The sequence below is a fragment of the Vibrio sp. 2092 genome (assembly GCF_033339635.1).
In the GTDB taxonomy this organism is placed as follows: Bacteria; Pseudomonadota; Gammaproteobacteria; order Enterobacterales; family Vibrionaceae; genus Vibrio; species Vibrio alginolyticus.
In genome coordinates, this window is record NZ_JAWOUY010000008.1 from 183507 (window position 1) to 208830 (window position 25324).

The 25324-nt window shown below is 43.0% G+C and carries 25 protein-coding genes; 10 read left to right on the forward strand and 15 right to left on the reverse strand.

Annotated features, from left to right (window positions below):
• Positions 1-85: 85 nt before the first annotated feature.
• Positions 86-682, forward strand: a complete 597-nt coding sequence (locus tag R7P80_RS15585; protein ID WP_005376330.1) for a DUF2238 domain-containing protein — start codon at positions 86-88, stop codon at positions 680-682.
• Here the strand turns inward: R7P80_RS15585 and cutA are convergent.
• From cutA to R7P80_RS15610, 5 genes are all read right to left on the reverse strand, one after another.
• Positions 644-976: a divalent-cation tolerance protein CutA gene (cutA, locus tag R7P80_RS15590; RefSeq protein WP_005376332.1), complete on the reverse strand. Its 333-nt coding sequence runs from the start codon at positions 974-976 to the stop codon at positions 644-646. The two genes, R7P80_RS15585 and cutA, sit on opposite strands and share 39 nt — an antisense overlap.
• A 14-nt stretch (positions 977-990) precedes the next feature.
• Complete coding sequence (locus R7P80_RS15595) at positions 991-1242, reverse strand: hypothetical protein (protein WP_005376334.1); 252 nt, start codon at positions 1240-1242, stop codon at positions 991-993.
• Positions 1226-2935: an SgrR family transcriptional regulator gene (locus R7P80_RS15600; protein ID WP_017821931.1), complete on the reverse strand. Its 1710-nt coding sequence runs from the start codon at positions 2933-2935 to the stop codon at positions 1226-1228. The genes R7P80_RS15595 and R7P80_RS15600 overlap by 17 nt, the downstream gene beginning before the upstream one ends.
• A 79-nt stretch (positions 2936-3014) precedes the next feature.
• On the reverse strand, positions 3015-3248 hold the full coding sequence (locus tag R7P80_RS15605) for a DUF3389 domain-containing protein (RefSeq protein ID WP_005376338.1): 234 nt from the start codon (positions 3246-3248) through the stop codon (positions 3015-3017).
• Positions 3249-3254: 6 nt separating this feature from the next.
• Complete coding sequence (locus R7P80_RS15610; RefSeq protein ID WP_005376340.1) at positions 3255-3689, reverse strand: hotdog fold thioesterase; 435 nt, start codon at positions 3687-3689, stop codon at positions 3255-3257.
• 201 nt (positions 3690-3890) lie between these two features.
• Here R7P80_RS15610 and R7P80_RS15615 point away from each other — a divergent pair, with 201 nt between their 5' ends.
• Positions 3891-4679 (forward strand): M48 family metallopeptidase, encoded by a 789-nt coding sequence (locus tag R7P80_RS15615; protein ID WP_017634168.1) that lies wholly within the window; start codon positions 3891-3893, stop codon positions 4677-4679.
• A gap of 76 nt (positions 4680-4755) precedes the next feature.
• On the opposite strand, the gene R7P80_RS15620 is transcribed toward R7P80_RS15615, so the two are convergent.
• Positions 4756-5784 carry a site-2 protease family protein gene (locus R7P80_RS15620; protein WP_005376346.1) on the reverse strand — a complete coding sequence of 343 codons (1029 nt, stop codon included), beginning with the start codon at positions 5782-5784 and terminating at the stop codon, positions 4756-4758.
• Between the two features lie 422 nt (positions 5785-6206).
• On the opposite strand from R7P80_RS15620, the gene R7P80_RS15625 reads away from it, so the two are divergent.
• The 4 genes from R7P80_RS15625 (at position 6207) to R7P80_RS15640 (ending at position 11064) form a co-directional block, all read left to right on the forward strand.
• Positions 6207-7442, forward strand: coding sequence for an outer membrane protein transport protein (locus tag R7P80_RS15625; protein WP_225491828.1), 1236 nt, complete (start codon positions 6207-6209; stop codon positions 7440-7442).
• 20 nt (positions 7443-7462) lie between these two features.
• Positions 7463-9871 carry a VolA/Pla-1 family phospholipase gene (locus R7P80_RS15630; protein WP_005376348.1) on the forward strand — a complete coding sequence of 803 codons (2409 nt, stop codon included), beginning with the start codon at positions 7463-7465 and terminating at the stop codon, positions 9869-9871.
• A 136-nt stretch (positions 9872-10007) separates the two neighbouring features.
• Positions 10008-10217, forward strand: coding sequence for a YgdI/YgdR family lipoprotein (locus R7P80_RS15635; protein ID WP_005376349.1), 210 nt, complete (start codon positions 10008-10010; stop codon positions 10215-10217).
• A gap of 289 nt (positions 10218-10506) precedes the next feature.
• On the forward strand, positions 10507-11064 hold the full coding sequence (locus R7P80_RS15640; RefSeq protein WP_005376350.1) for a PhnA domain-containing protein: 558 nt from the start codon (positions 10507-10509) through the stop codon (positions 11062-11064).
• Positions 11065-11249: 185 nt separating this feature from the next.
• Here R7P80_RS15640 and R7P80_RS15645 read toward each other — a convergent pair whose 3' ends face one another.
• The 3 genes from R7P80_RS15645 to R7P80_RS15655 all read right to left on the reverse strand — a co-directional run bounded on the left by R7P80_RS15645 (position 11250) and on the right by R7P80_RS15655 (position 15105).
• Positions 11250-11441 carry a hypothetical protein gene (locus tag R7P80_RS15645; protein ID WP_005376351.1) on the reverse strand — a complete coding sequence of 64 codons (192 nt, stop codon included), beginning with the start codon at positions 11439-11441 and terminating at the stop codon, positions 11250-11252.
• 279 nt (positions 11442-11720) lie between these two features.
• Positions 11721-12740 carry a TerC/Alx family metal homeostasis membrane protein gene (locus R7P80_RS15650; protein ID WP_005376353.1) on the reverse strand — a complete coding sequence of 340 codons (1020 nt, stop codon included), beginning with the start codon at positions 12738-12740 and terminating at the stop codon, positions 11721-11723.
• Positions 12741-13362: 622 nt separating this feature from the next.
• Positions 13363-15105 carry a bifunctional metallophosphatase/5'-nucleotidase gene (locus R7P80_RS15655; RefSeq protein ID WP_005376363.1) on the reverse strand — a complete coding sequence of 581 codons (1743 nt, stop codon included), beginning with the start codon at positions 15103-15105 and terminating at the stop codon, positions 13363-13365.
• Positions 15106-15373: 268 nt separating this feature from the next.
• Between R7P80_RS15655 and R7P80_RS15660 the strand changes: the two genes are divergently transcribed.
• Entirely contained in the window at positions 15374-17008 is a 1635-nt protein-coding gene (locus R7P80_RS15660; protein WP_017634174.1) for an ATP-dependent endonuclease, read from the forward strand.
• A 153-nt stretch (positions 17009-17161) separates the two neighbouring features.
• Here R7P80_RS15660 and R7P80_RS15665 read toward each other — a convergent pair whose 3' ends face one another.
• The gene (locus R7P80_RS15665) at positions 17162-17644 is read right to left on the reverse strand and encodes a DUF1097 domain-containing protein (protein WP_225491829.1); all 483 of its coding nucleotides are present in this window, start codon (positions 17642-17644) and stop codon (positions 17162-17164) included.
• A gap of 227 nt (positions 17645-17871) precedes the next feature.
• The gene (locus tag R7P80_RS15670) at positions 17872-18777 is read right to left on the reverse strand and encodes a LysR substrate-binding domain-containing protein (protein WP_005376369.1); all 906 of its coding nucleotides are present in this window, start codon (positions 18775-18777) and stop codon (positions 17872-17874) included.
• 301 nt (positions 18778-19078) lie between these two features.
• On the opposite strand from R7P80_RS15670, the gene focA reads away from it, so the two are divergent.
• The gene (gene focA / locus R7P80_RS15675; protein WP_064369261.1) at positions 19079-20530 is read left to right on the forward strand and encodes a formate transporter FocA; all 1452 of its coding nucleotides are present in this window, start codon (positions 19079-19081) and stop codon (positions 20528-20530) included.
• Positions 20531-20667: 137 nt separating this feature from the next.
• Here the strand turns inward: focA and R7P80_RS15680 are convergent, their stop codons facing one another.
• The 3 genes from R7P80_RS15680 to R7P80_RS15690 form a co-directional block, all read right to left on the reverse strand.
• Positions 20668-21237, reverse strand: coding sequence for a YceI family protein (locus tag R7P80_RS15680; RefSeq protein ID WP_017634178.1), 570 nt, complete (start codon positions 21235-21237; stop codon positions 20668-20670).
• Positions 21234-21773 carry a cytochrome b gene (locus R7P80_RS15685; RefSeq protein WP_025767789.1) on the reverse strand — a complete coding sequence of 180 codons (540 nt, stop codon included), beginning with the start codon at positions 21771-21773 and terminating at the stop codon, positions 21234-21236. The genes R7P80_RS15680 and R7P80_RS15685 overlap by 4 nt, the downstream gene beginning before the upstream one ends.
• A 174-nt stretch (positions 21774-21947) precedes the next feature.
• On the reverse strand, positions 21948-22190 hold the full coding sequence (locus R7P80_RS15690; RefSeq protein ID WP_042520836.1) for a DUF2164 domain-containing protein: 243 nt from the start codon (positions 22188-22190) through the stop codon (positions 21948-21950).
• A gap of 183 nt (positions 22191-22373) precedes the next feature.
• On the opposite strand from R7P80_RS15690, the gene R7P80_RS15695 reads away from it, so the two are divergent.
• Entirely contained in the window at positions 22374-23006 is a 633-nt protein-coding gene (locus R7P80_RS15695) for a hypothetical protein (RefSeq protein WP_225491830.1), read from the forward strand.
• A gap of 187 nt (positions 23007-23193) precedes the next feature.
• Positions 23194-23982 carry an EAL domain-containing protein gene (locus R7P80_RS15700; RefSeq protein ID WP_005376384.1) on the forward strand — a complete coding sequence of 263 codons (789 nt, stop codon included), beginning with the start codon at positions 23194-23196 and terminating at the stop codon, positions 23980-23982.
• Positions 23983-24009: 27 nt separating this feature from the next.
• On the opposite strand, the gene R7P80_RS15705 is transcribed toward R7P80_RS15700, so the two are convergent.
• Complete coding sequence (locus R7P80_RS15705) at positions 24010-25269, reverse strand: DEAD/DEAH box helicase (protein ID WP_053307679.1); 1260 nt, start codon at positions 25267-25269, stop codon at positions 24010-24012.
• Positions 25270-25324 lie beyond the last annotated feature (55 nt).

Here is a 25324-nt window from a genome sequence, read left to right on the forward strand (position 1 = left end):
AATTGCACACCGTTCAATTAAGTGCAATCATTAACACAATCTATGGAGTCCCACTGTAAGATAAATTGAAGGATCAAATAACTCTATGAAAAGCACCTCGACACTCTTAGGATTAACGATTTTTTATGCCATCGTGTTTTTATTTTCTGCGTTGGAACCTAACTCACGCGCAGTTTGGTTTGCGGAGATTATCCCGGCGATTGGTATTCTTGTTGCTATTTGGGCGATTTCGATTCGCTATCAGTTCAGTAATACGGCTTACTTTTTAATGTTCATCTGGCTCTGTTTGCACACTATCGGTGCGAAATATACGTTCTCCGAAGTGCCGTTTGACTGGTTTAACGACATGATTGGTTCAGAGCGAAATAATTTTGATCGCGTTGCGCACTTTTCAATTGGCCTTTACGCATATCCGATCGCTGAATACTTGATAAACAAAAAACGGTTCAACAAAGCGTTCTCTTGCTGGTTTGCTTTGTTTGCTATCATGTCACTTGCTGCTGGCTATGAGATTATCGAATGGTGGTATGCGGAGTTGGCTGGTGGCGATGAGGGAATTGCCTTTCTGGGCTCGCAAGGTGACATATGGGACGCCCAGAAAGATATGTTGTGCGATACCGTTGGTGCAGTGTTGTCGTTATTCTTAATGTCGGCTCAACGTCGATTCTCTCAACCATTCTAAATAAGGGTTAAACCCATCAACAATTGGAACCTGTACGATTTGAGCTACCTCGTATTCGTGCAGGTTTTCTATTTTCTCTTCCACCAATTCATAAAGTTCTCGACGAGTTTTGATCACCAGCAACCATTCGTTGTCAGTACAAATCTCCCCTTTCCACACATAGTGACTTTCAATAGGCATCGTTTGAATACACGCGGCTAATTGAGCATCTAGCAAACCTTTAATGATCTGATCTCGATTTTTTTCATTACTGGTTGTACTTAAAACCATGCAATAGTCATGTTTCATACTCATTTTCTAGCCCTTTATTATTTCATCGTCACTTTGCCGCCAATCATTTTGTAAGCGGGGGTTCCTCTTACTAAAGTGTCTCTTGCAAACTCTTGTCCGCAAGCGGGGCAAATACATGGGGTTTGTGTGAAATCGTCAACAATGCGCTCTTTGAAGCATTTAACCAGTGCGCCTTTCCCGCCTTTACGGTACTTAAATAGTTGAGTTTTACATTTAGAGCAAAAGATATCGACGGTTTTCGTCGGTTGTTTTTTATTCGGTTTCGCCATGGTTACTTTCTATATCCGGTTTGACCCATACATTATTAAAATCAAACCAACCTAAGGCATTACACTTTGCATTTTGTAACGCACCGCTGTGGTCTTTATTCACGCCTAGCCAGCAGTGAAACATAGGAATCACCTGACAGCTTTTTACTAACTGTCGTCCTAGCTCACGCGCAGGAAAGTCTGTGTGCATGCCGGCACGCCATTGATCGACAAGTTTAGCCCATTCACTAAAATCGTAACCTGAACTGAACTTCTCAATATCACTGTAATCCAGGAGCCAGCCCGCCAACGCGTCATTTCGGTTCGTTGCAATGCCCATAGCTTTCACCCAGATATCCACTTCCTCCGGTGCGGGCGGTTGAGAATCATAACGAATAAACTCAACCTCTATACCGTGCGGTTTTAAGAGTGTCTTGATGGCCTTGGCAACTACTGGAAACATCGGATGCTTTTTCTGATACGCTACGGAAATTACCTTATTAGCCTGTGGTACGCTGCCCGCTTCTGCTGGCCTAAGATCAATCCAACCAGGCTTAAGGCCAAAGGCTTGCAATACTCCCAGTTCCATCACTTTATCTTGTGGAACATGCGAGTAAATCTGGTGACTGTTGAGGGTTTGCGAGAGGAACTCTGCCCAACGTGGATCTTTTGCAATCCCGGTGTTTTTGTTTAGTAATAGGAATGTACAGCCAGGGTCCAGCTCGACTTCATCGGATGAACCTTGTTTATCCATCTTCGGCTTTGACAGGCTTGGATAAACCATTGAAGAATAGGCTTCATCGATTACCCACACCTCCACTTGGTCAAGTAAAGGGCGAAAACCAAAGTAGCCATCAAAAGCAGTCAAAATAAGACGCTTATCATCATTCATTTTAACTTGGAACGGCCCTGTCCCTATCGGTTGTCTATCGAAGCTTTCAGAACGCAAAGCACTCGGTAGCAAAATTTTTGCTTGCGACTCACTCAGAGCCAGAGGAAGGTAGCGATCAGGACGGACGAGCTCAATATCAACGGTCCACTCTTGTGGTGAAGACACCCGCTTTATGTGAGAAAACAAGTTCAAGCCATTTAACGCAAGCACACTCTCAAGAACACAACTGGTTGTTAACGGTTCACCATTATGAAAGCGTACTCCACGACGAAGATAAAAACGCCAATGAGTATCAGAAATTGCTTCCCACGTGTGGGCTAAATCTGGTTGAAGTTGTTCATTTTCATCAAGGCGAGTGAGTCCGCTAAAAATTTGTCTGGCGATGTGCTGTTCAGAACGCCGCATCGGTTTCTGCGGGTTTAACATCGACAATGGTCGATAATAAGGCAAACGCACGACCTGCTCGCCCTGCCGATGTTGAAGCCCTAAATAACCTTGGATAACCTGCGTCAATCGTGCCGCATCGTTATCAAGCGCATCTAGAGCCTGACCGATTTTCCCTTCATCGAGATAACGCCTGGCGAGGTTTTCGCTGACATCGCTTCGATTACGTTTAAAAACGAGTTTCGAAAGTTTTCCTCGACCCGCTGCCGGATGCCACTCAATCCAGCCCTCTTCTTCAAGTTTATTTAGAACAATACGAGCATTACGACGTGTACAAAACAACGCTTCGGTGATGTCTTCGAGCTGAACGTCCGTATCGTGACCGGAAAATTTTTCAAACAGTGTTTCGAACTGAACACGTAAACGAGGGCTACTCATAAAGAGGAAATTCTTATCTTGTTGTCGATAAGCTAAGTTTCCTCATTTTTACCAAAAAGTGCAAACATCACACTATAAATTATTGAATATCGATACCAATTTCTCGCGAAAGTTCAGCCAGTTGTTCCTCGTTGTCTAGCTTGATAGACCATTTACACTCTGCTCCATGAGATAAAACAACGTTCGCTCCTCTACCCAGCAACTGAATTGCATCGGTTTGCGCTTGCAAGGTTACCATTGCACTGCCGGAGAGCTTAATCACTATTTCACGCTGGGTTGCAATGATTTTTCCTAATGAAAACTCAATCACCATCTTAGTTTATACCGACTTTGTTTTGTGTTGTTTCACAGCGATGGTCAAGCGACTGGTACACACTAAACGGCCTCGCTCATCAGTGATATCGATTTGCCACACTTGCGTTGAAATACCCAGATGAAGCGGTTTTGCCGTACCAATCACATGACCACTTCGCATGGCTCGCACATGGTTCGCGTTAATATCTAAACCGACGCAGTAGCTGCCCTCATCGACAGAGAAGTTTGCAGCTAATGAGCCTAATGTTTCTGCGAGCACGACTGATGCACCACCGTGAAGCATTCCTAAAGGTTGATGAGTAAAGCTGCATACGGGCATGGTTGCTGTAAGGGAGTCGTCAGTGAAATCTGTATATTTAATTTGTAGGTGCTCGATCAGGGTATTTTTTGACGTGGCATTCAGAATCTCTATGCTTACGGGCTTTTTCCATATACTCATTGTTTTACTCTTAGTTTCACAAACTGGTTTGTTAGGTTGTAACGATGTGCTAGGAAGCTAGCATAGACGCTACTTGGGCATAACTTCAAGACGTAACATCTCACCTTCTTTATTAATCAGATGAATAACTTGATCCATGCATCATGTTACTATTTGGGTATATACTATTGCTTCAAAAAAAAAAATTAAATGGAGCCTGTTATGAAGGTATGGATGAAAGCCTCTGCTCTTTTAACTATCGCGGGTTTAACGGCGTGTAGCGCATCACCGACGGGTCGCAACCAGATCCTGATGTTTTCAGATCAGGAAATGTCATCGCTTGGCGCTAAATCTTTCGAACAAATGAAGAAAGATATCCCAATCAGCAAAGATCGCAAAACGAATGCCTACGTTCAATGCGTTGCCAAACACATCACTGACACCATTCCCGCTCAATCTGGATTTAAAGACTGGGAAGTCGTTGTTTTTGATAGTGAACAAGTCAATGCGTTTGCTCTACCAGGTGGGAAGATCGGCGTGTATACCGGGCTTTTAGATGTCGCGAAAAACCAAGATCAGTTGGCAACAGTCATTGGTCACGAAGTCGCTCACGTCCTCGCTGACCACAGTAATGAACGTCTCTCACAAAGTCAGTTAGCAAATGCCGGGTTGTCTCTAGCAAACGTTGCCATTGGAGCTTCCGAGTACAAACAGTATCAACAAATGACGATGGCGGCACTTGGTGTCGGTGTTCAATACGGTGTTATCTTGCCATACGGTCGTACTCAGGAATCCGAGGCTGATATTGTCGGGCTGGAATTCATGGCAAAAGCAGGTTTCGACCCACGTCAAAGTGTCGATTTATGGAAAAATATGAGTGCTGCATCAGGTGGTTCTCAACCACCTGAATTCTTCTCAACCCACCCATCGCACAGTACGCGCATTAAAGATTTACAAGCAACCATAAATAAGCTGCCTGCGTATAACGCGAAAGCACCAAGATGTGGCTAATTCATTGCTACTATCGTCTACTATACTTAAGCTTGCCAAATAAAAAAGCTCCCTAGGGAGCTTTTAATGATTCTAATCAAGTGCCCAATATCTGTAGCGGCAAACTTAACAAACTATCTCCGAGAGTGGCAAAATACCAGATGATAGAAACAAAACCTCCGACAGAGACCAAGTACCAAGCCAGTGAGAATAGCTGCCCATAACGGGTTAATGGCAATAAATGGCTTTGATGTCGAGCTCTCCATTCCATCACCACTTCCAACATTCCCATTAACAATAAAAACCCTAGCAACGTCAGACCGAAATAGTAACTGATAAAAATGCCTAATAAAGCGGTCGCAATACTGCCAACTAACCCGACCCAAGTATTCATTGAGAAGGTAATACTTTTGAGCACATGGCCACCATCTAATGGTAAAATAGGCAGCAGATTAAATAGGTTTAGCAAGGCGTTAAACACAGCAAGCCCAGCGAAGATCACCTCACCAGTCATCCAATAAAGCAAAGTAAAAACAATACTAAGTACTAAACCGAAAAATGGTCCCATGATTGAGATAACCACATCCTGCCAGCGCGTGTTTATCTTTTCGTCACTTAGCGCCAAACCACCTAGGAATGGAATCAAATAGATTCCTTTGGTCTTCATTCCAAAATACTTCATCGCTCTAATGTGACCATATTCATGGAAAACCAAACAAGCGATCAACGCTAGCGCGAACTCGATGGAAAATAGCCAAGAATATGCAGCGAGACTTGCAGACGCTAACGCCACTTTAATAACTTTCGCACTTTTAAGTGCTTTCATCCCAAGAGATACGAGGCCTATTACACTTAAACGCTTTTCGGATGGTGGCGTAACTTCTGGCACTTGGCGCTCGATGTCTTTTTCATTTCGACAACCTTCATTGATGAGCTCACCGTTAATTGTGACCTTGTAACTCAATTCAAACGGTTGCCATGTTAAAGAACACTCCAAATGACAGTTCAGGATTTCCTCACCCGCAGAGAGCTTAAACTGGTGTAGACAAGTCTCTGCGGTATTGTCACTGGCATCGATTTGAGACACCAACGTATTATCCCAATATAACTGCTGCCACCCAGCCATCGATCCTTCGAGCCTTAGCGAACGACCTAAAAATTCAACATTCAGTAATTCCAATGCGGTTCCTATTGCGTCTATTGAATAACTACATAGCGAGCGCGAATTATGCCTGTGAAGTGAAGAAACCGCAAAGCGAGCTATCTCTTGATTTGATCGTTATTTAACTATAAAGCTCGCAAAACAATTCTGGTCGTACCATTCTCTTCAAAAATATAACGATAATACATGCCCTTACAAGCCATCGTTTGACCTATGCATCATATTTAAAACGCAAAATACGCTCAAACTTTGACAAGTTATTAAACATACAATTAACATTACATTTACATCACCGTTGTATTTCGCGTATTAACAATTGGTGTAAGTACCACACAACAATTACAAGGACTTCGGTCCAGCATTATGACACCCTAGGAGGGTCAAGGATGAACAAGAAGCACTGCTCTCTGCTTACAATTTCAATATTGTTTGCGTGTAATGCCCACTCAGCGGGCTTCCAGGTAGCTGAACATTCGGCATCTGGTCTTGGTCGAGCATTTTCAGGTGAAGGGGCTATCGCAGATAATGCCAGCGTCCTTGCCCGTAACCCTGCAGCAATGACACTTTTCAAAGAAGCTCAATTTTCGGGCGCGTTATCTATCATCGACCCTGAAGTCGATGTGTACGACACTGTAAACAATGAACACGCGAAAGATGTCGCTCCTTTACAGATCGTGCCAGCAGGTTATTACATCAGCCCTATCAATGATAACTGGGCTTGGGGTATCGGTATGTTCACAACATACGGTGTTGCTACCGACTATCCAAATGATATTTCCGCAGGTGATATGGCGGGTGACACTTCCCTACTTTCAGTAAACATCAACCCTAATGTCGCTTACCGTATCAACGAGTCTTTCAGTGTCGGTGGTGGTATCAACCTCGTATACGCTGAAGCAGAGCTGACTCGTCACAAAGGCGCACTCGCCGGTATTTTAGGTGGTAATAAGTCCGATAACCTTGTCGGCATGGAAGGCGAAACTTTCGCTTGGGGTTGGAATGTCGGCGCTTTATTTGAGCTAAATGAAAACAACCGTTTTGGCTTTGGCTACCGCTCTAAGGTTGATCTAGATTTTGATGACGGTGAGTTTAGTAGTTACGACTCTGGTCGAGCTTCATCACCAAAAGTTGATGGCCGTTTAAAAATCTCTCTCCCTTCAATTATCGAATTATCGGCTTTCCATCAACTGAATGAACAATGGGCTGTACATTACGGCTGGCAACAAACCGACTGGAGCACATTTAAAGAACTAAAAGCGACCAGTAACGAATGTAATGACGGAGTATGTTTCTTTAAACCTGAGAAATATGAAGACAACAATCGCTACTCCATTGGTGCAACTTACATACTTAATACAGACTGGACATTCCGTGCAGGCTTTGCGTACGACGAACAAGCAGGTGAAGCGACATTGAGTATCCCTGACAGTGACCGTTTTTGGTACAGCGCGGGCCTAACTTACGCAATGAGTGAGAATTTAACTTTCGATGCAGGCTTTGCACTTGTTAAGAGTAAATCAGGCTCTTTCACTGAGACAAATGCTCTGGGTGAAGAGATTAAGTTTGACTCAGAAGGTACTGCTTACATCAGCGCGGTACAGATGAACTACACCTTCAAATAATGGGATTACGGAGTAAACCAATGAAACACACGTTTAAATTATCAATGCTTTGTTCTGCAATCCTTCTTGCTGGTTGTGGTGATGATACCTCCAGCTCTGGTACTTCCGACAAAGTTCAATTTGAAGATGAAGTCCAAGCATTGCTTGATCGCGAAACATCCATCAGTTTTACGCTTCAAGGAGCGAACGCAGATGTACCGGCACCGTCTTACTTATTAATGGACACAAGCGATGGTACGCTTGGTCTGCCAACTGATGGCGATGATGCTTTAACCAACCCTAGAGCCTCAATGAACACGATGGATGGATGGTCAACGTCTATGCCAATCGTTCTTAACTTCAACGGCGACGGTTTTGCAACGGGCATGCTGTCGTCTGGTGTTAAAGTCATCAAGATTAACCAACGCTTAACCGAGTGGGACGGTAAATCTAACCCAATCGAAGAGGTACTCGTTCAGAATCAGGACTACGTAGTTCAAGCAAAAGGTAGCTCTCTATACATCCAGTTCTTGGCTGCACTTGATGAGTCAAGCGAGTACATTTTTGCGGTTACACAAGATGTTACTGACGTGAATGGTGAGCCAATTGGTACATCAGCAAGTTATGCGACTGGTAAATCGAAAGAAATCGTTTATGAAACTGGCGACCTTGCTTCTGTTCAAGCAGTCACTCAGGCGGTTGAAGGCATTTTTGGTCTAGCTCAAGTTAATCCTAACGACATCGTTTACTCCTCATGGTTCAGTACCCAGTCTGTAGGTGATACGTTAGCGGCAGTCAAAGGAGTAACCGCTACTGGTTTTTCTACTGGCGCAAACACACTAAATACCGTTTACAAAAATGACTCAAACGAAGGTTCAGTAGACTTATCAACGGCCTACACAATAACGCTCGGTGAAACCCAAGACTTTAGCACTGCGCTAGACTCTGACGATGACTTTAGTAAATACATTAGCGATCTAGACGCAGCTAAAACGGCAATTAAAGGCCTTTACATGCAATCAGGTGCCGATGTAAGCGTGACACAAGGTGTGGTAAGACTGCCTCATTACTTGGAAAAAGGCGCAAGCTGGAACATGCAACCAATGGTATCTGCGATGCCAAGCCTAGCGAAGCTAAGCGCAGCATTAGCGGATCCGAACGAGCAAGCAAACATGGTTCAGCAGCTATCAACAGGCGTTTTTGCAAATGATCCTGTTGATGTGACAAAGCTTGCTACAGATCCTACAGAGCAGCTAAAACTTGTTGGAGCTAAGCTTACTCTTACCGATGGTACCCAGCTTGATAGTGAGCGTATTATTACTCGCTACTCGCCTGTTCCCGTAGTGAAATCGGTTGAAGATGTCGAAGTACTGGTCTTCACACCTAAATCTGGCGTCGCGACAGACGTTGTGATTTATCAACACGGCATCACCTCAGCGAAAGAGAATGCGTACGCGTTCGCGTTCAATATGGTAAAAGCTGGTGTGGCAGTTATCGCTATTGACTTACCTATTCATGGTACGCGCAGCTTAGATGAACAACGTTCCGCAAATGCGAATGTACTGGCTTATCTAAATCTTTCCAACTTAGCCGTTGCGCGTGACAACCTACGTCAAAGTGTTCTGGATGTGTTAGGTTTGCGCGCTAGCTTGGTAGTATCTGCTCAAGGCGGTCTTTTAGCTGGAGGTCCTCTGCAAGGCTTCAACCCAATGACGGGTTCAAAAGTCAAAATGCTAGGTCATTCACTTGGCGGTATTGTAGCTACATCTGCCGTCGCAGCAGCAAACAATACATTGGGCAGCCCTTCTGCGGATGCGCTGTACACCTTTAGTTCTGCATCAGTACAGAACTCTGGTGGACAAATTGGTAATTTGTTACTGGGTTCAGACAATTACGGCCCTCAGATCAAACATAACCTCGCTTATGCAGCATCAAAAGACTATGCGAATTACGCTGATGCATCATGTGCGGATCTAGAAGATAAAACATGTTACGAAGCTTTTGAGGCTGCGGCAACGGAAGCTCAAGTAGCAGCGCTAGAAGCAGGTTTCTCACAATTTATCTATGCAGCACAGACTACACTAGACACTGTCGATCCGTTCACAAACGCTTCAGATTTAGTGGCATCTGGCTCGCTAACGACACCATTCTTTATGACAGAAGTGGATGGCGATAGCACAGTACCAAACAGCGTTCCAAATGCACCATTCGCGGGTACTGAACCGCTTGCTAATAAGCTAGGGTTGAAGACTGTGAACAGTACGGACACTACTGTGAATGCAACTGCGAGCTTTGTACAGTTTAATGCTACTGCATCGCACAGTACTTTTGCTTCGCCAAATGGCACTTTGTCTGATATTGATCATCATGTAGAGATGCAGATGGAAAACACTGACTTCTTAATGGATGACGCACTAACAGGTGTCACTAACACTTCTGTTTTGAAGTAATCGCAACACCCTTCCTACCAAAGCCCAGTTTCTACTGGGCTTTTTCATTTCAATTGTATTCAAACCCACTCATATTTCCTCTGCTATAGTTAAATCGATGTCTTTGCCTAACTCACTTGTTTAAAAGGAAAACTCTATGCGCGTATTGACTGTTATTGCCACTGTATTACTTCTTGCTGCATGCGGAAGTAGCCAATATCTGATGTCGACAAATGAAGGGAAAATTATTACCTCTTACGGTAAACCAGACCTGAACGAGGAAACGGGTATGTACGAGTATGAAGACATGGATGGTAAAGAAATGAGCATTTCAAAAGAGCAAATTGTCCAGATTGTCGAACGTTAACGACAGGCCCTCTGTAAATTAGAGGGCTATGTTCTAGCCACCCTCTCTCTACATTTACCTCTTTTAGGCTTGTAATCGTTGTAGAAATTGACACAACCAATTCATAAGCCAAAACAATTAATAGTGTCTTTTATACTTCCGTATTATTTATTTAGCGAATATTTTACATCTTCACCTTAATCAGGTTGGAGTATTGTAAAATCTAGTCTTTAATTCGCTAACACCCTTTTATTTCTCAGGATAAAGTGGATAATACCGCCACAAAATAACATTACTAAGGTGAGTCCTTATGTCTATTGAAGCTACTCTGCTTGCGCGCTGCGAGTCAAAATGTGAACTGTGTTCTTCTGAATCTCAACTAACTGCATACGCTGTCCCACCTCACGGTAATGTGACGGTTGATACTGCCATTATGGTTTGTGATAAGTGTCTGGGTGAGATCGATGAGCCAAAAGACATTAACCACTGGCGTTGTCTAAACGAAAGTATGTGGAGCCAGGTTCCTGCTGTACAAGTGACTGCATGGCGCCAACTCACTCGCCTAAACACAGAAAGCTGGGCTCAAGATGCTCTTGACATGATGTACATGGAAGAAGAGCAAATGAACTGGGCAATGAAAGGGATGTCTGCTGACGATAAAACTGTTGACTGTAACGGCACTGAACTTAAGAAAGGTGACGATGTAACAGTAATTAAAGACCTACCAGTAAAAGGCACTAACCAAGTAATCAAACAAGGTACAGTGATTCGTGGCATTAGCCTTGGCGATGATCCAAAGCTAGTTTCGGGTAAGGCAAATGGTGGTCAGTCGATGTACGTGATCGCAGAATACTGCCGCAAGAAGTAATATCGCACTTCAGTCATGTCAAAACGGGGCACCAATGGTGCCCCGTTTTTCTATACAACACTTAATCTACTCTCATGTCTACCTCCTCTAGAGTGTTTCTTTTCTAGGGCGTAGGTTGAGTAGGCATGTTTTACAAATAAAAAAATACCGGCTCATAGGCCGGTATTTCTTACACTATTTCAATATTAACGGTACATACCGATGTCTTTTTGAATATGTGCTGACAAGTCTTCTGCGTAGTAACTGCGTGGCGCAGTGTTATCTACAAATAGAATGTCCAGTAAGTGAGCAATCAGTCCTTTGAAGTTAACCGCGTAGGTTTTCTTATCCATAGAGGTTGGTAAAGCTACATTTGTCATTTGCATTGCTTGTGCCATGATTGCCTCTCTTTAAAAGCAGTAGTCTGTTTAGTTGGTTGTATATTAGTCAGTTTCTTATTGTTTAAGAAATGACAAATTTTACCCATTCAAATTAGAATTTCTAATAAAACAAACTCATTACAAAACTCAAAAATACAAATGAATAATAACGGCATAAATAATCACAATTACTGTAATTACATTGAATAACTGAACATTACCTGCATAATCGCCCCTTAACTCACAACATATATTTAACAATATTTTTCGTTGTTTCTTTTGATTTTTGTGCTTACTTTATATTTTTTGATTAGTAATATTAACGCTAGTTTGACGCTTCGCTTTATTTTTTAGAAGTGATGCCACCACTGCCGATGTCATCACAACAACTAAAAATGTGAGAGACCATGTTGTAGGAATCTCATATTCTGTTCCAACCAATAGCATTTTTACCCCGATAAACATCATGATTACTGATAATGCTGGTTTTAAGTATACAAACTTGTCTAACATTGCTTGAAGAACAAAGTACAGCGATCGCAAACCCAGTAATGCAAATACGTTCGCGGCTAAGACTAAAAATGGCTCTCGTGTTACCGCGAATATAGCTGGTATAGAATCCAACGCAAACATAACGTCCATTACTGCAATGACACCAACAACGATCAGCATCGGTGTTGCCACCCACTTACCAGCTTGCTTTAAGATTAAGTGATTTCCTTGGTAGTCATCTGTAACTGGCAATACCTTTCGAATCAACTGCTCCGGATATGGATTAACCTCTTCTGCTTCGCCTTTGTCGCGAGCTAGCTTAACACCCGTCCAAATAAGGAAAGCAGCAAATAAGTACAATACCCAGTGATACTGTGAAAGTAACTGAGCACCAACCGCAATCATGACAGCGCGTAAAACTAGCGCACCTATCACCCCCCAAAGCAATGCTCTCGGACGCAAATGCTCCGGCACACTGTATTGTGCAAAGATGATGGCAAACACAAACAAGTTATCAACGCTTAACGACTTCTCTAGTAAGTAACCAGTTAAGAATGAAATCGTTGCTTTGTCGTTCGTATAAGCGCTATGTGGCGCGTAAAAGTCCCAGAATAAATAAATAGAACCTGCAAAAACAAAGGCAAGCAAGAACCAAAAAACACTCCAAACGATGGCTTTTTTCATCGTGATAACGCCACCACGTGTTTGATAGATATCAAGCGTAACAAGAACAAGGGTAAATAAACCAAAAGCACCATACATCGCTAATGATTCTTGAAGAGGCACCGATTGGCTCAATTGGGTGGTACTTTCGATAAGAGACATATTTCCTCCCATGGCGGAAGGACTTCGTTTGGTGACCTTCCGCATACAATAACAACCAACAGCCACATAACGATTATGTGCTGCTAGTCAATGAATGCGTTGGTCTCGTTGAAGTGTTGATGTGAATAAACCACGTAACACCTTTACTTACCGGATAAGCTGATGCTTAACGAGATGACGATAAGTAAACTTGCGCTAACTACTCCCCAAACGCCGACATAATAACGCCGAGCGTCAGGCTTTCCAACAAAAAAACCTTGTCTTATCGAAATAAAATTCTTATCAAAAATCAGGAAGCACTATAAAAAGAAAGAAATGGATTCAACCACCTGAACTTTAGTAAACAGACAAAAAGCAGCAAATGGCTCAAGACAAACTCTTCATTGGTTAGAGCCCTAACGGGGAAGATAGATACAAAAAAGGAGCATTACTGCTCCCTTTTGTAACATCCACATTCTTAGCAATTCAAAAGCCGCTTAGAGGCACAAAGTAGACCAGTGTTGACCAAATTGCGATCCAGGCAACCACGACTGCCGTATCTGCCCAATCTTTATTCCACATACTGCCATCCTCATCAACCCATGTAGTAAGTGGAGAGCAGCAAAATGAATACCAGTATCTATTATCGACGTCGCTTTGTGTAAAGTTTGTGACTTTGATTCAAACAGTTTGGCTCATCGGTCAGGAGTTCAATAAAACAATCAGCCATGGACAAACTGGTCACACGCCCTTCTCCTTTCATCTCCTGCAATGCGTCGTACCCCTCTTTCCCTTTCATCGTATAGGCAGAAGAAGTCCCTCGATACCAAACATCATCTTGAACACCTACCCATTGTTTACCATCAAAAATCACTAATGATTGAACTCTTTCACCTTTTGGGGCATCTGCGTGGTACTCGAAGTTTAAATTGTAAGTGTACGGATAACTGCCAGATCCAGTGCCTTCTACGCCATTGTTGAGTGCATTATTTATCGCGCCTTCAAGTGCACGGCGAATAGCGCTGCCTTTTACATCGTAAAAGCCGATAGGAACGGCAAAAGGCAACAGCCGTCCGGCAATGTCTGCCACTGTAATGTTGCCAGGGTTCAAAGAGGTTCGCACGCCACCCGCATTATGAATTGCAAATTGAACGTCATATCCACGTTTGTTTAAACAGTGCAGAAATGATCGGGCAACGGAGGAAGCCAACTCACTCTCACCAAATTCATCGGGAATTCTCACATGACGCTTTTTGGTGTCAACACTAGCAATGACTTGTGACTGTAACTGCCTGACCTGAGGAATATATTTATCGCTCAGGATCGCTTGAGTTTCCGGGTGTTTCTTACAAACCACGACATTCGGTTGACCATGGATGAAGTCGCACGCGGTTTCGAATACACCTTGGTCGAGCTGTTGGTTTAGCGTCGAGTCCCAAAAAATACGTCGACCCAGCAACAGTTCATTTTGTCCACTCAACATCGTTGCTTTACCGTGTTCATCAAACTCAATGACACAGTGCCCCATTGTCAAAGCATGGAAACCCGCTTGCACCACATAGGTATCATTAATTTTGATACCGTAGGGATCGTCTTGTCCTAACCCTATTGATGAAAAATCACCTTGCAACCGGTGGCTGTGTCCACCAACAATTATTCCAATACCTGCAACTTGCTCAGCTAACTCTAAATCACCTTCATAACCTAAGTGGCTCAGAAGAATAATATTTTTTATACCTGATGAATGGATTTGTTTTACGGTCGCCTTGGCGGTTTCAATTGCTGAGTGAAAAGGCGTGTCTGCATCAGGGTTTGCGATGTCGCTCATTTTATCTATGGATAATCCGAAAATCGCGACCCGCTCACCATGGAATTCTTTAACAATGTATTGAGCGCTCTGTGTATCCGGTTGGTAACTATATACATCCTTGCAATCACTGATACGGTGAGGTTTTTTAAGTGATTCATTGGATAAATCCCAGTTGCCAGCAAGCAATGGGAACTGAGTACGTTGGCAAAACAATGCAACTGGCTCATTCCCCATATCTAATTCATGGTTACCTAACGCCATTGCATCAATCTTTAATGCGTTCAATAAGTCGGCATTGGCTTTGCCTTTAAATAGTGAGAAATACAGCGTGCCTTGGAAGCAATCTCCGGCATGGAGGAACAACATCCCATGACCTTGGCGCTGAGCATCATCTCTTAACTGCTCGACTCTGGTTGCGATACGAGAAAAGCCGCCAGCACTGACATAGGGTTCTAGCGTGAGTTCATTGTTTATCTTAAGCTTTAACTGTAATGACGTTGGTTCAAAGTAGGAATGTGTGTCATTGATGTGTGCCAGTTTGATTCTCACTGGCTTATGATTGTTATTCATCTTCATCTTCTCTTTTTTCATTCCTTATAATAATAAGAAGTGAATCATGACAGAATCATGAATTTTATGAAACTGCGATTTAGGATTTCATGTTTAAGTGATCACGATGCTGTCCCCCAGCTTTGAAAGCAAGCCTCGCTTGTAACGGTCTCTATTCAGTAAGAGGCTCTCGTAATTTTGTGAACTGAGCTTAACTCAAAAATTCCGAATTCATATATGCTTAGGAGTAGCAAAATAACTCTCGATAATTCAAATAATTGCAAGGAGGATTGAGATGAGACTAGAACGCATCGAAATCTCCGGGTTTAGAGGCATCAAACGCCTTTCACTCTCTTTTGACGAACTCACCACGCTTATCGGTGAAAACACGTGGGGCAAATCATCATTGCTCGATGCCCTTTCCATCGCACTACCTGCCAATGGCTCATTGTATCAATTCAAACTGAAAGATTTTCACGTTGACTACTCAATTTCTCATCCACAAACACAACACTTACAGATCATTGTTTGTTTTAAAGCACAGGATAAAAACGAAGTAAAAGCGGGACGCTACAGACGCATAAAGCCTACATGGTGCACCAACGAAGATGGTGAGCAAGTCATTTACTATCGTATTAGTGCGTCTCGCGATGAGCACGGCATTAATACAAAGTACGCGTTTTTGGATCATAACGGCAAACCCAAAAAACTTCACCACTCAGAGAAACTCGCTATTGAGTTAATGACACTTCATCCTGTAATCCGACTACGTGACTCCCGACGCTTCCCTGATTTAAACCATGTCAACGGCGATGGTAAAAATGCTCGGATTGAAAAACGAATCAACAACACCTGTCGACGCTTATTGGCCATGCCTGGCCATGTGAATAAAGGTGAGATTCGTAGTAGCCTCGACTCAATGCAAACGCTTGTTGAACACTATTTCGCGTTCAGAAGTGTCAGTAAAGGTAACCCACGCAAACCTCGTGATGGTCTTTTCTATACAAGCCCTTCCTCTGATAAAGGTTTGAGTCAGTTCTTGAAAGAAACCAATGACAAACAAAGCCGCTTGCTCTTAATGGGGTTACTCAATGCCTATCTTCAAGCTAAGGGCCCCACTGATTTAAGGCGCTGTGCGAGACCAATACTGATCATTGAAGATCCAGAAGGTCGACTGCATCCAACTCATCTAGCGAGAGCGTGGTCCTTATTGCAATTATTGCCAATGCAAAAGATATTAACCACCAACAGTGGCACGTTACTCGGTTCTGTTCCACTGTATTCAATTCGACGTTTAATTCGGCTATCAGACAGAACCATCGCTAAGAGTTTAAACTCAACAAAGTTTGGTCGAGATGAGTTGCGCCGAATTGGTTTCCATATTCGTTTTCATCGTTCAGGAGCATTATTTGCGCGGTGCTGGTTACTTGTTGAGGGCGAAACCGAAGTTTGGCTTTTTCATGAACTGGCTCGTCAATGCGGGTATGACTTGGCTGCCGAAGGGGTTCAAATCGTTGAGTTTGCTCAATCAGGTCTAAAATCACTCATCAAAGTAGCAAAAGAGTTTGGTATTGATTGGCATGTCGTTACCGATGGCGACCCAGCAGGGAAAAAGTACGCGCATGCAGTGCGAGCACAGCTCGACCATGATCAGGAAAGGCATCGACTTACGGAGTTACCCGACCGAGACATCGAGCACTTTCTGTACAACAATGGTTTTGAACTTTTCTTTAAGGACATCATCAAAGTTCCTCATGACCACCCTATCCCTGCTAAAAAAGTCGTAAATCGTGTTTTGAAAAAACATGCAAAACCGGACTTAGCTTTGGCTATTGTTTCTCATTGTGAAGAGAAAGGCATGGAGTGTATTCCTGTTCTTCTGCGCTGGACACTTAAACGCGTTGTTACCATGGCCAACGGCAATACATGAGTTAGACGTATTTTACACTCAGCGTATTGTCTTGTAATACAAAAAAAGCACACCAATTTGGTGTGCTTGTATCAAACATCATTAATTTTGATTAAGGGTATTGAGAGGGATAAAACTCAATACACAGTGGATACCAATAAGATCGGGGGTTCACTACTGTGTTTGCTCAGCAAGCGAAGAAGAAGTAGCGGTTGATTTCGTATGCAACCATAGCCCTGTCGCTTTCATTAGATAGCCAAACACACCACCTAGCAACAACGATGGAATGACAAGTTGCCAGTTTCCGTCAGCCGCAAATGTTGCGCATGAACCAATAAAAGTACCAGGGATGTACGCGAGCCAAGCCTGTTTAGCTTGAATACACATGAAGAATGCCACAATAGCGGTAATCACATAGCCAATAATTTCCAACCCCACGTAAGTGGAACCGTGAATAATTACCATTGCCCAGAATACGCCTGTCATATTGGTGATTAAGCTGATGCCTAGTCCTTTCAATCCGCTCGTTGGCGCTGCAAAGTAGCTCGTGCAACCTAAAAAACCAGCCCAAGAAAGCAAACCTAAAGAGATGGCGATCCAACCCCATACGCCAGATAAAATTCCAGTAGTAATAGAAATAGCTAAAAGTGTCGTCATGGTAGTCATACCTACTCGGCTATTATCGTACCTATATGGTTCAATAACTGCCTTCATACATTGAAATCAAGGACACATGTTAGATACATCAGCTCAGCTTATCTGTGATATTGATCACAATAAGATATTATTATTTTCACAATTTACATTAAAAGTTTGACGCAACCGATAAATCAACAGATTTAGGGAATAAACCAACTCATCTCGTAGGCATATTTAATCAACCTTTAAAGAACTGAAGGCTTCCCTTTCATCATTCGCAGCCCCTCTCTTTTAATGCAGTCGACTAATGGGTTTTCTGCCATATCTGAACGCCATATAAATGAAAGCGTCCTTTCCATTTTTAACTCAGGTACATTTAATGCCACAAGGTGACCTGCTTCTATATATCGCTCTACATCTAAATACGGTAAGCAAGTAAGGTACTGACCATTAGCAACTAAACTACGTAACACCGGAACGTGTTCGTACTCGCGCCACACATCCAAATCTTCAATAAGGTGGTGAATGGAACTATCAAATGTTTTTCGTGTGCCAGAGCCATGCTCTCTTAGTACCCACTTCGCTTGCTCTAACTGCGCAAGGCTAACAGACTGATTACGCGCAAAAGGATGATGAGAAGCTGCGACAACAGTAAGATGATCACGACACCATACTTCTTGGTGTAAACGGTTATCATCACAGCGCCCTTCAATAATCCCTAAGTCATACTTGTAATCTAATACCCCATCAATCACCCCTTTTGTACTTTGTACACCGAGGGAAATACGCATTTCTGGAAAGTCATTATCAATGATACTGATAAGGTCGGGAACTAAGTGCTCTGCTGGGGTTTGACTCGCTCCCATGCGAATCTCACCACTCAATAAATGTTGCTCATAGAAGCCCATTTCAATCTGCAATGCATCTTGTAGCAAGCGTTTTGCTTTTGGTCGTAACCACATCCCCCAATGGGTTAACGCCATTTGCTTGCCTTGCCTCTCAAACAACGGCCTGCCAAGCATCTTCTCTAATTGCGCAAGCGACATACTCGTCGCTGATTGTGTTAAAGCCAATTTTTCTGCGGCTTGGCTTACACTGCCGGTATCTGCAACTGCGTCGAAAACCGCTAATTGCTTAAGTGAGTAGCGCAAAGTGTCCTCCATTATTAGTGGGTATTTCCCAATTCCCACAATTGTTAAAGCATGCCCCAATAAGCAATAGAGTTCATTTTACCTAGCCCCGTAAAGTTATCAATTAATTTGATGAGGTTTCTAAATATTATCAATTTTACCTTACTAACCGTTCTCCCTATTCTGAGTACGCGGTTCGGGAACACCGCAAGCCTCAATGGTTTTGAAACCGAAGTCATTGAGGCTCTTAATAAAAACAACAATTTCATTTTTGAGTTAATAACCAAGGATTTTTTATGCGATTACAAATTAAGGAGTCAATATGGCGGTGACCAGTTCTCAAAATCACCAGTATTTTTCTCCAAAAGAGATGATGGTTGAAGCGGAAAAATTTGCGTTAAGTAAGGCAAACAAAACCAGCAGTATGACATTAAGCCTCGCCATTATGGCCGGCGCGTTCATCGGGTTAGCATTCTTGTTTTACATCACGGTGACCACCGGCAGTACGGGCGCTGGTTGGGGCTTGAGCCGCCTAGCTGGTGGACTCGCATTTAGCATGGGATTGATCCTCATCGTGATCTGCGGTGGTGAATTATTTACCAGCTCCGTCCTATCCAGTATTTCTTGGGCCAATAAGCAAATCTCGTTCGGTAAGATGCTTTCGATCTGGGGCAAAGTTTACGTTGGTAACTTTATTGGTGCGATGTTCCTACTTGCGCTGGTTACTGCTGCTGGTCTTTATCAGATGGATGGCGGTCAATGGGGATTAAATGCGCTTAACATCGCACAACACAAACTTCACCACACTCTCATTCAAGCGTTTGCACTCGGTATTCTCTGTAACCTGTTGGTCTGCCTAGCGATTTGGCTGACATTTAGTTCTGCAAATGCAATGACAAAAGCAGCAATGACAATTTTGCCTGTGGCAATGTTTGTCAGCAGCGGTTTTGAGCACTGTGTTGCGAACATGTTTATGGTTCCACTTGGTATTGTTATCGCGAATTTTGCACCTGAATCTTTTTGGGCATCTGTCGGTGTGCCCGCGTCACAATACACAGACCTAAACATTAGCCACTTTATTACCGCTAACTTAATTCCTGTCACGCTTGGCAACATCGTCGGCGGAGCGGTATTAGTTGGCCTTTCAAACTGGTGTATTTTTCGCCGACCAGAACTAAAAGCAGCGAATGTTTCTTCTATCACTACAACTACAACACTGTCGTCAGTTAAGGATTTCACCATGAAAAATGCCTCTTTTGTTAAAGACATTATGAACCCAAAACCAGTCACCGTTCGTGCAGAAACGCCAATTGCAGCCGCGCTGGATGTGTTACTTGATAACAACGTAACTAGCGCACCTGTTGTAGACGTACAAAATCGATTAGTTGGCTTCTTCTCTGCTCACGATGTGATGGTAGAACTATGGTGTGAGGACTACATTCCGGTGAAAGACCAAAAAGTCGTCGACATCATGAGCCGAGATGTGGTCGCAATTGACGCTGATGATCGCCTCGTTGATGTTGTGGAGTTCCTATGTATCGATAAAGCGCAGTTGTACCCAGCGAGCAGTATGGGTATTGCCACTCGCTTGACGTCTTTGTCTCTCGAAGAACGCGCTAAAAGTATCAAAGTAAGTAAGCCACAAGTGCTTCCTGTGCTTGAAAATGGGCAGATGGTCGGGGTCGTTACTCGTACTGAAGTATTAAAAGCACTACGCCCGATTTTTGGTGAGCGTTTAAACCTAGTGGAAAAAAGCGAGTTAGAAACAGCGTAATTCGCTAAACATTTACAACGTCTATTGGCTTTCAATCGCTATCACTGACTGGTTTATCGATGTTAGTGATGTGATTAAGATAATAAAAAAGCGCTCTTCAAGTGAAGAGCGCTTTTAGTGTATCTAAAAGGAACTAATTACTTCTTAATACCTTCGATATGAAGTTCCATATCGACGTAGCTTGAAGCACCCATTACTGGGATGTCAAAGTCAGCAAGCTCTAGGCGAGTGTTGCCAACAAAGCCAGCGCGCTCGCCGCCCCATGGGTCACTGCCAGCACCAACGAATTCAGCCTCAATAGTAATAGGCTTAGTAACACCGTGTAGCGTTAAATCACCAGTTACATCTAGTTTGCCATTGCCTTTATCAACCACTTTTGTGCTCGTAAAGGTTGCTTCACTGTATTTACCAGCATCGATGAAGTCACCACTACGAATGTGTTTGTCACGTTCAGCATGGTTTGAATCTAGGCTGGTTGTATCAACAACAACATTTACTTTTGAGTCAGCAATGTTGTTTTCATCAAAAGAAAAGTCACCAGAAAATGTATTGAAACGACCTTTGATGAAACTGTAACCCAAGTGGCTAACTTTAAAGTTGATTGAAGCGTGAGCACCTTTGGTATCGATGACATAATCTGCAGCTTGCGCACCAAATGGCAGTGCCATAGCGATAGCTAATCCTGTAGCGAAAAGTGACTTTTTCATTTTGAAGCTCCTAACATTTTTCTTAATGTGTTGTCTTTATCGATAAAGTGGTGTTTTAGTGCAGCAATAGCATGTAAGCCTGCAATCAGGATGACTGCCCAAGCTGCATAGAAGTGAATCTCACCTGCAATATCTGATTGGCCTGGGAATAACTCTCCCGCTCCTGGCACGGTGAACCAATTAAACACTTCGATGCCGCGTCCATCAGACGTTGAAATGAGGTAACCTGAAACAAAGATGGTGATCAATAGTAGGTACATGACACCATGCGCTGCTTTAGCAGCAAGCACTTCGTAACGTTTGCCTTCTACCTTTGGTGACGCCGTCACATGTTTCCATACGATGCGTGCCAAAGTTAAAATAGCGAGTAAAATACCGACAGAGCGATGGTAATGCGGCGCAGTTCGATACCATTCGCTGTAATAGCTAAGGTCGACCATCCACAAACCCACTGCAAATAGACCAATAATGCACAGCGCTGATAACCAATGCATCACGCGTGCAGTAAGGTTGTAATTCTTTACCAGTGTATCCATCTCAAGTTCCTAGATATATTCCTAAGTTAATGCTGAGCAAGAAACACTACATTAACCTATTTACGTCATATGAAACAGATTATTTACCATCATTTACATCCAGCCAATGGTACCGTATCTATCAAGTTGTTCGAATTTTTTGAAGGAACTTTAAATCGTTTGTAAAACTGAAACTTACAGCTTAATTTCTTGTTCTATCTCATACAGCTCTTCGGAAACTTCTAACATTCTGCGTTCAACCAGTAACTTGGCATCTTCAACACCCTTGTTATAGTAAATTGGCCCTAGTTTTTCTGTAATAAAATCAATTAGAAACTCACTATCGAACTGGCCAATTTCAACATCTAGCTCGTCTTGCATGTAATCTTGAATGGCGGTGGCCAGCGCCTCTTTTTGTGCGCGTTCTAGCTTTATCATTTTTTCCCTTTCAAATTTTTGTTCAACTTCTGCTTCTTTCGTGTTGCTCTATTAAAGATTAGACACGGTCATTTGTGAGAAATTTGGTGTTTAGATCAAGAAGTTGCCGAAGTAAATTAGTCTATTCTCAAAAGACTATGCTAACCTTTTGCAGTTCGTTTTGTAATTATTAAGGGATATTCTTTGCTACTCGACCTAGTTATTCAAAGTGTTAATGATTTTCAAGACGACTGTCTTAAGCTGTGTGAAAAGCATTACCCTGCGGTGCATAACCAAGGCATGAGTGAGCATCATCTTGGTCTCGCGTTTTCAAGAAGGATGGAACATACTTTTCGTCACTTTGGATACAACTGCGTGATAAAGCCAATCGAAGTGTTGGATTCTCCAGACCTTCCCCATCACTATCGAATTTCATCCGACATCGGCACTGTCTGGGTTCTGAGTTACCATATGGTCAGTGCCGGAAAATCTTGCCGGGAAAACTTACTCTCATCAATTACGGAATGGCAGAGTGAATATGGCTATGCCTTACAGCCTAATGACCTACTCTTTTTGGTTTGTGATCATTGGATAAGTCGCAGCAAAACGAGCCGAGAATTGCTTCATTGGTGGATGGGGGAACTACCCGATCAGATCAACGAATACACAGAACAAGGAATCACACTGTACACCAGCGAGTCGCAACTCACGCAATCGTTGGACACTCGATTCGGTATTAGCCCTTGTTACATTAAGTTTGGGCATCCTTTACGGCGTTCGAACAAACAGCAGTTAGTCAGAAAATATTTGCAGTTGTATGCCGTACTGCAATGGTAGCATCAAATTGAAGTGCTGAGATTATCAATTATTTCATCAATTTGTTTGATGTCACTCGACAAACCTACCCATCCATTACCATCGTTCTTGCTTGAGTTAATGAGCACACTTAGATTCATTGCCAATGAAATAGAAAAATTAGCGCGATAACGCTGATGTTGAGACATTGATTTAGGTTGTGGTAACAATGATGAGCATCTCGCAACTACTTAGTTGCATCCGGAAACAAGCCGACGGGCAGTATATTGCGAAATACGCGAACTTCACTCTCCGCAGTGTCTTTCAACCCATATATAAGAACGATATTTCCATCGTTGGCCTTGAAGCACTGGTAAGAATTAGCAATGCCAATGGCAACATGGTTAGGCCAGATCAGTTTTTCCAATCCAAAGCGACTCCCACTCAAGATTTGCTCAATGTTGAACGCTTAAGTCGCCTAATCCATATCAAAAATTTCTCTCAGTCTCGCTTTCACACAAAACAATTGTTTCTCAATGTATTACCGGTAGCGGCAGAGATACTAGTCAAAGACATCACGTATAACCGACTGCTAAAACAAACCATTTATGAATCGCATTTGATGAATGAACAAATCGTCATGGAGTTACTTGAATTGAAGGTGGAGGATGAACTCTCTTTGTCTCAAGCTGCTCGGGAGTTAAGTCTTGAAGGATTTAAATTAGCGATTGACGATTATGGCGTCAATGCATCGACAACTGAGCGAGTGAGAAGCGTTTGCCCAGATATAATCAAGATGGATCGCTCTTTATTGCTAAGGTATGAAAACGGTGATTTTAAAGCGCTTAACGATGCATTATCACTCGCAAAAGCGTTATGCTCTAAAACCGTTATCGAAGGAATTGAAACCGAGCATCAACTTCGCTTAATGAAAAAGCTCGGTTTCGATATGTATCAAGGGTACCTACTTGCTATCCCCCAAACGTTAGACGTCTATGAAGAGGCAAAAACAGCCTGATTATGTAAGAACAAAAATTTGCGCGGTTTAGCGAGAGCTACGTGATTTACCACGATTCTTATGAATCGCCAATTTTGCTTTTAGCTTACGCTTCTCAGATGAACGACTACGACGGCGCCCACCCCCATTTTGTTCAGGCTCAACTTCTTCTACAAGACTTGGTTCGAAACCTGCCAGCCATTCTTGGGGTAAGCGTTGATCAAGCAGGTTCTCGATAGCTTGCAACAAGTACTCCTCATCTCTACTCATCAGAGAAACCGCCAAACCTGACTTTCCTGCTCTTCCAGTGCGGCCAATTCGATGGACATAATCTTCTGCTTTGAATGGCATATCAAAGTTCACGACTTGTTCTAGCTCTTGAATATCTAACCCTCGTGCTGCCACATCGGTTGCAATCAAAGCACGCACCTTACCTTGTTTAAATTCATCCAAAGCTCTTTGGCGGGCGCCTTGTGATTTATCGCCGTTGATAGAAACCGCTTTGATGCCATCTAACTTGAGCTCTTTCGCTAACTCATCACTGCCTTGCTTCGTTTTTGTAAATACAAGCACTTGCTGCCAATTCCGCGAGCCAATTAAGTACGCTAGCAATTCACGTTTCCGTTTTTTATCCACTGGATAAACCATTTGTGTTACCGTTTCAGCAGTCGTATTTGCTGGTGAAACTTCGACTTCAACTGGCGATTCCATGAGTTTATGCGCAATAGTTTTGATTCGCTTCTCAAATGTCGCAGAGAACAATAGGATCTGTTTCTCAGCAGGCAAACGTCGGAAGATGCGCTGCAAGTCAGGCCAAAATCCCATATCTAACATACGGTCGGCTTCGTCTAACACGAGCATACCGGTTTTAGAGATGTTTACGTTACCATTAAACAGGTGATCCAAAAGGCGGCCTGGCGTGGCAATCAAAATATCAGCGCCCTCTTCTAACTTTCTCTTTTGTACGCCAATGCTTGTACCACCATAAACACACACGATGCGAAGTTCTGTTTCTGCCGAGTACTGATTCAAATTATCAAATACCTGCTGTGCAAGCTCGCGTGTTGGAACCAAAATCAATGCTTGAGGTGTGCCGTTAAGTTTCTTTTGCTGAACGGTTTGTATGATAGGTAAACCAAACGCAGCCGTTTTTCCCGTACCAGTTTGTGCAGCAGCAAGTAAGTTTTTTCCTGCAAGGACGTGTGGAATTGACTTTTCTTGCACTGGTGTTGGCGTCACGATATTTAGATTGCCTAGCGTCTCGATTAGCTTTTGTTCGATGCCTAAATCAGCAAAATTAACAGACATGTGTAACCTCATTATTTTTGGAGCGCAGAGTTTACCAGAGCCCCTAAAGCCATAC

Coding starts and splice junctions, on each gene's coding strand:
- R7P80_RS15585 (WP_005376330.1), top strand. CDS start 86: ATGAAAAGCACCTCGACACTCTTAGGATTAACGATTTTTTATGCCATC.
- cutA (WP_005376332.1), bottom strand. CDS start 976: ATGAGTATGAAACATGACTATTGCATGGTTTTAAGTACAACCAGTAAT.
- R7P80_RS15595 (WP_005376334.1), bottom strand. CDS start 1,242: ATGGCGAAACCGAATAAAAAACAACCGACGAAAACCGTCGATATCTTT.
- R7P80_RS15600 (WP_017821931.1), bottom strand. CDS start 2,935: ATGAGTAGCCCTCGTTTACGTGTTCAGTTCGAAACACTGTTTGAAAAA.
- R7P80_RS15605 (WP_005376338.1), bottom strand. CDS start 3,248: ATGGTGATTGAGTTTTCATTAGGAAAAATCATTGCAACCCAGCGTGAA.
- R7P80_RS15610 (WP_005376340.1), bottom strand. CDS start 3,689: ATGAGTATATGGAAAAAGCCCGTAAGCATAGAGATTCTGAATGCCACG.
- R7P80_RS15615 (WP_017634168.1), top strand. CDS start 3,891: ATGAAGGTATGGATGAAAGCCTCTGCTCTTTTAACTATCGCGGGTTTA.
- R7P80_RS15620 (WP_005376346.1), bottom strand. CDS start 5,784: ATGGCTGGGTGGCAGCAGTTATATTGGGATAATACGTTGGTGTCTCAA.
- R7P80_RS15625 (WP_225491828.1), top strand. CDS start 6,207: ATGAACAAGAAGCACTGCTCTCTGCTTACAATTTCAATATTGTTTGCG.
- R7P80_RS15630 (WP_005376348.1), top strand. CDS start 7,463: ATGAAACACACGTTTAAATTATCAATGCTTTGTTCTGCAATCCTTCTT.
- R7P80_RS15635 (WP_005376349.1), top strand. CDS start 10,008: ATGCGCGTATTGACTGTTATTGCCACTGTATTACTTCTTGCTGCATGC.
- R7P80_RS15640 (WP_005376350.1), top strand. CDS start 10,507: ATGTCTATTGAAGCTACTCTGCTTGCGCGCTGCGAGTCAAAATGTGAA.
- R7P80_RS15645 (WP_005376351.1), bottom strand. CDS start 11,441: ATGGCACAAGCAATGCAAATGACAAATGTAGCTTTACCAACCTCTATG.
- R7P80_RS15650 (WP_005376353.1), bottom strand. CDS start 12,740: ATGTCTCTTATCGAAAGTACCACCCAATTGAGCCAATCGGTGCCTCTT.
- R7P80_RS15655 (WP_005376363.1), bottom strand. CDS start 15,105: ATGAAGATGAATAACAATCATAAGCCAGTGAGAATCAAACTGGCACAC.
- R7P80_RS15660 (WP_017634174.1), top strand. CDS start 15,374: ATGAGACTAGAACGCATCGAAATCTCCGGGTTTAGAGGCATCAAACGC.
- R7P80_RS15665 (WP_225491829.1), bottom strand. CDS start 17,644: ATGACGACACTTTTAGCTATTTCTATTACTACTGGAATTTTATCTGGC.
- focA (WP_064369261.1), top strand. CDS start 19,079: ATGGCGGTGACCAGTTCTCAAAATCACCAGTATTTTTCTCCAAAAGAG.
- R7P80_RS15680 (WP_017634178.1), bottom strand. CDS start 21,237: ATGAAAAAGTCACTTTTCGCTACAGGATTAGCTATCGCTATGGCACTG.
- R7P80_RS15685 (WP_025767789.1), bottom strand. CDS start 21,773: ATGGATACACTGGTAAAGAATTACAACCTTACTGCACGCGTGATGCAT.
- R7P80_RS15690 (WP_042520836.1), bottom strand. CDS start 22,190: ATGATAAAGCTAGAACGCGCACAAAAAGAGGCGCTGGCCACCGCCATT.
- R7P80_RS15700 (WP_005376384.1), top strand. CDS start 23,194: ATGATGAGCATCTCGCAACTACTTAGTTGCATCCGGAAACAAGCCGAC.
- R7P80_RS15705 (WP_053307679.1), bottom strand. CDS start 25,269: ATGTCTGTTAATTTTGCTGATTTAGGCATCGAACAAAAGCTAATCGAG.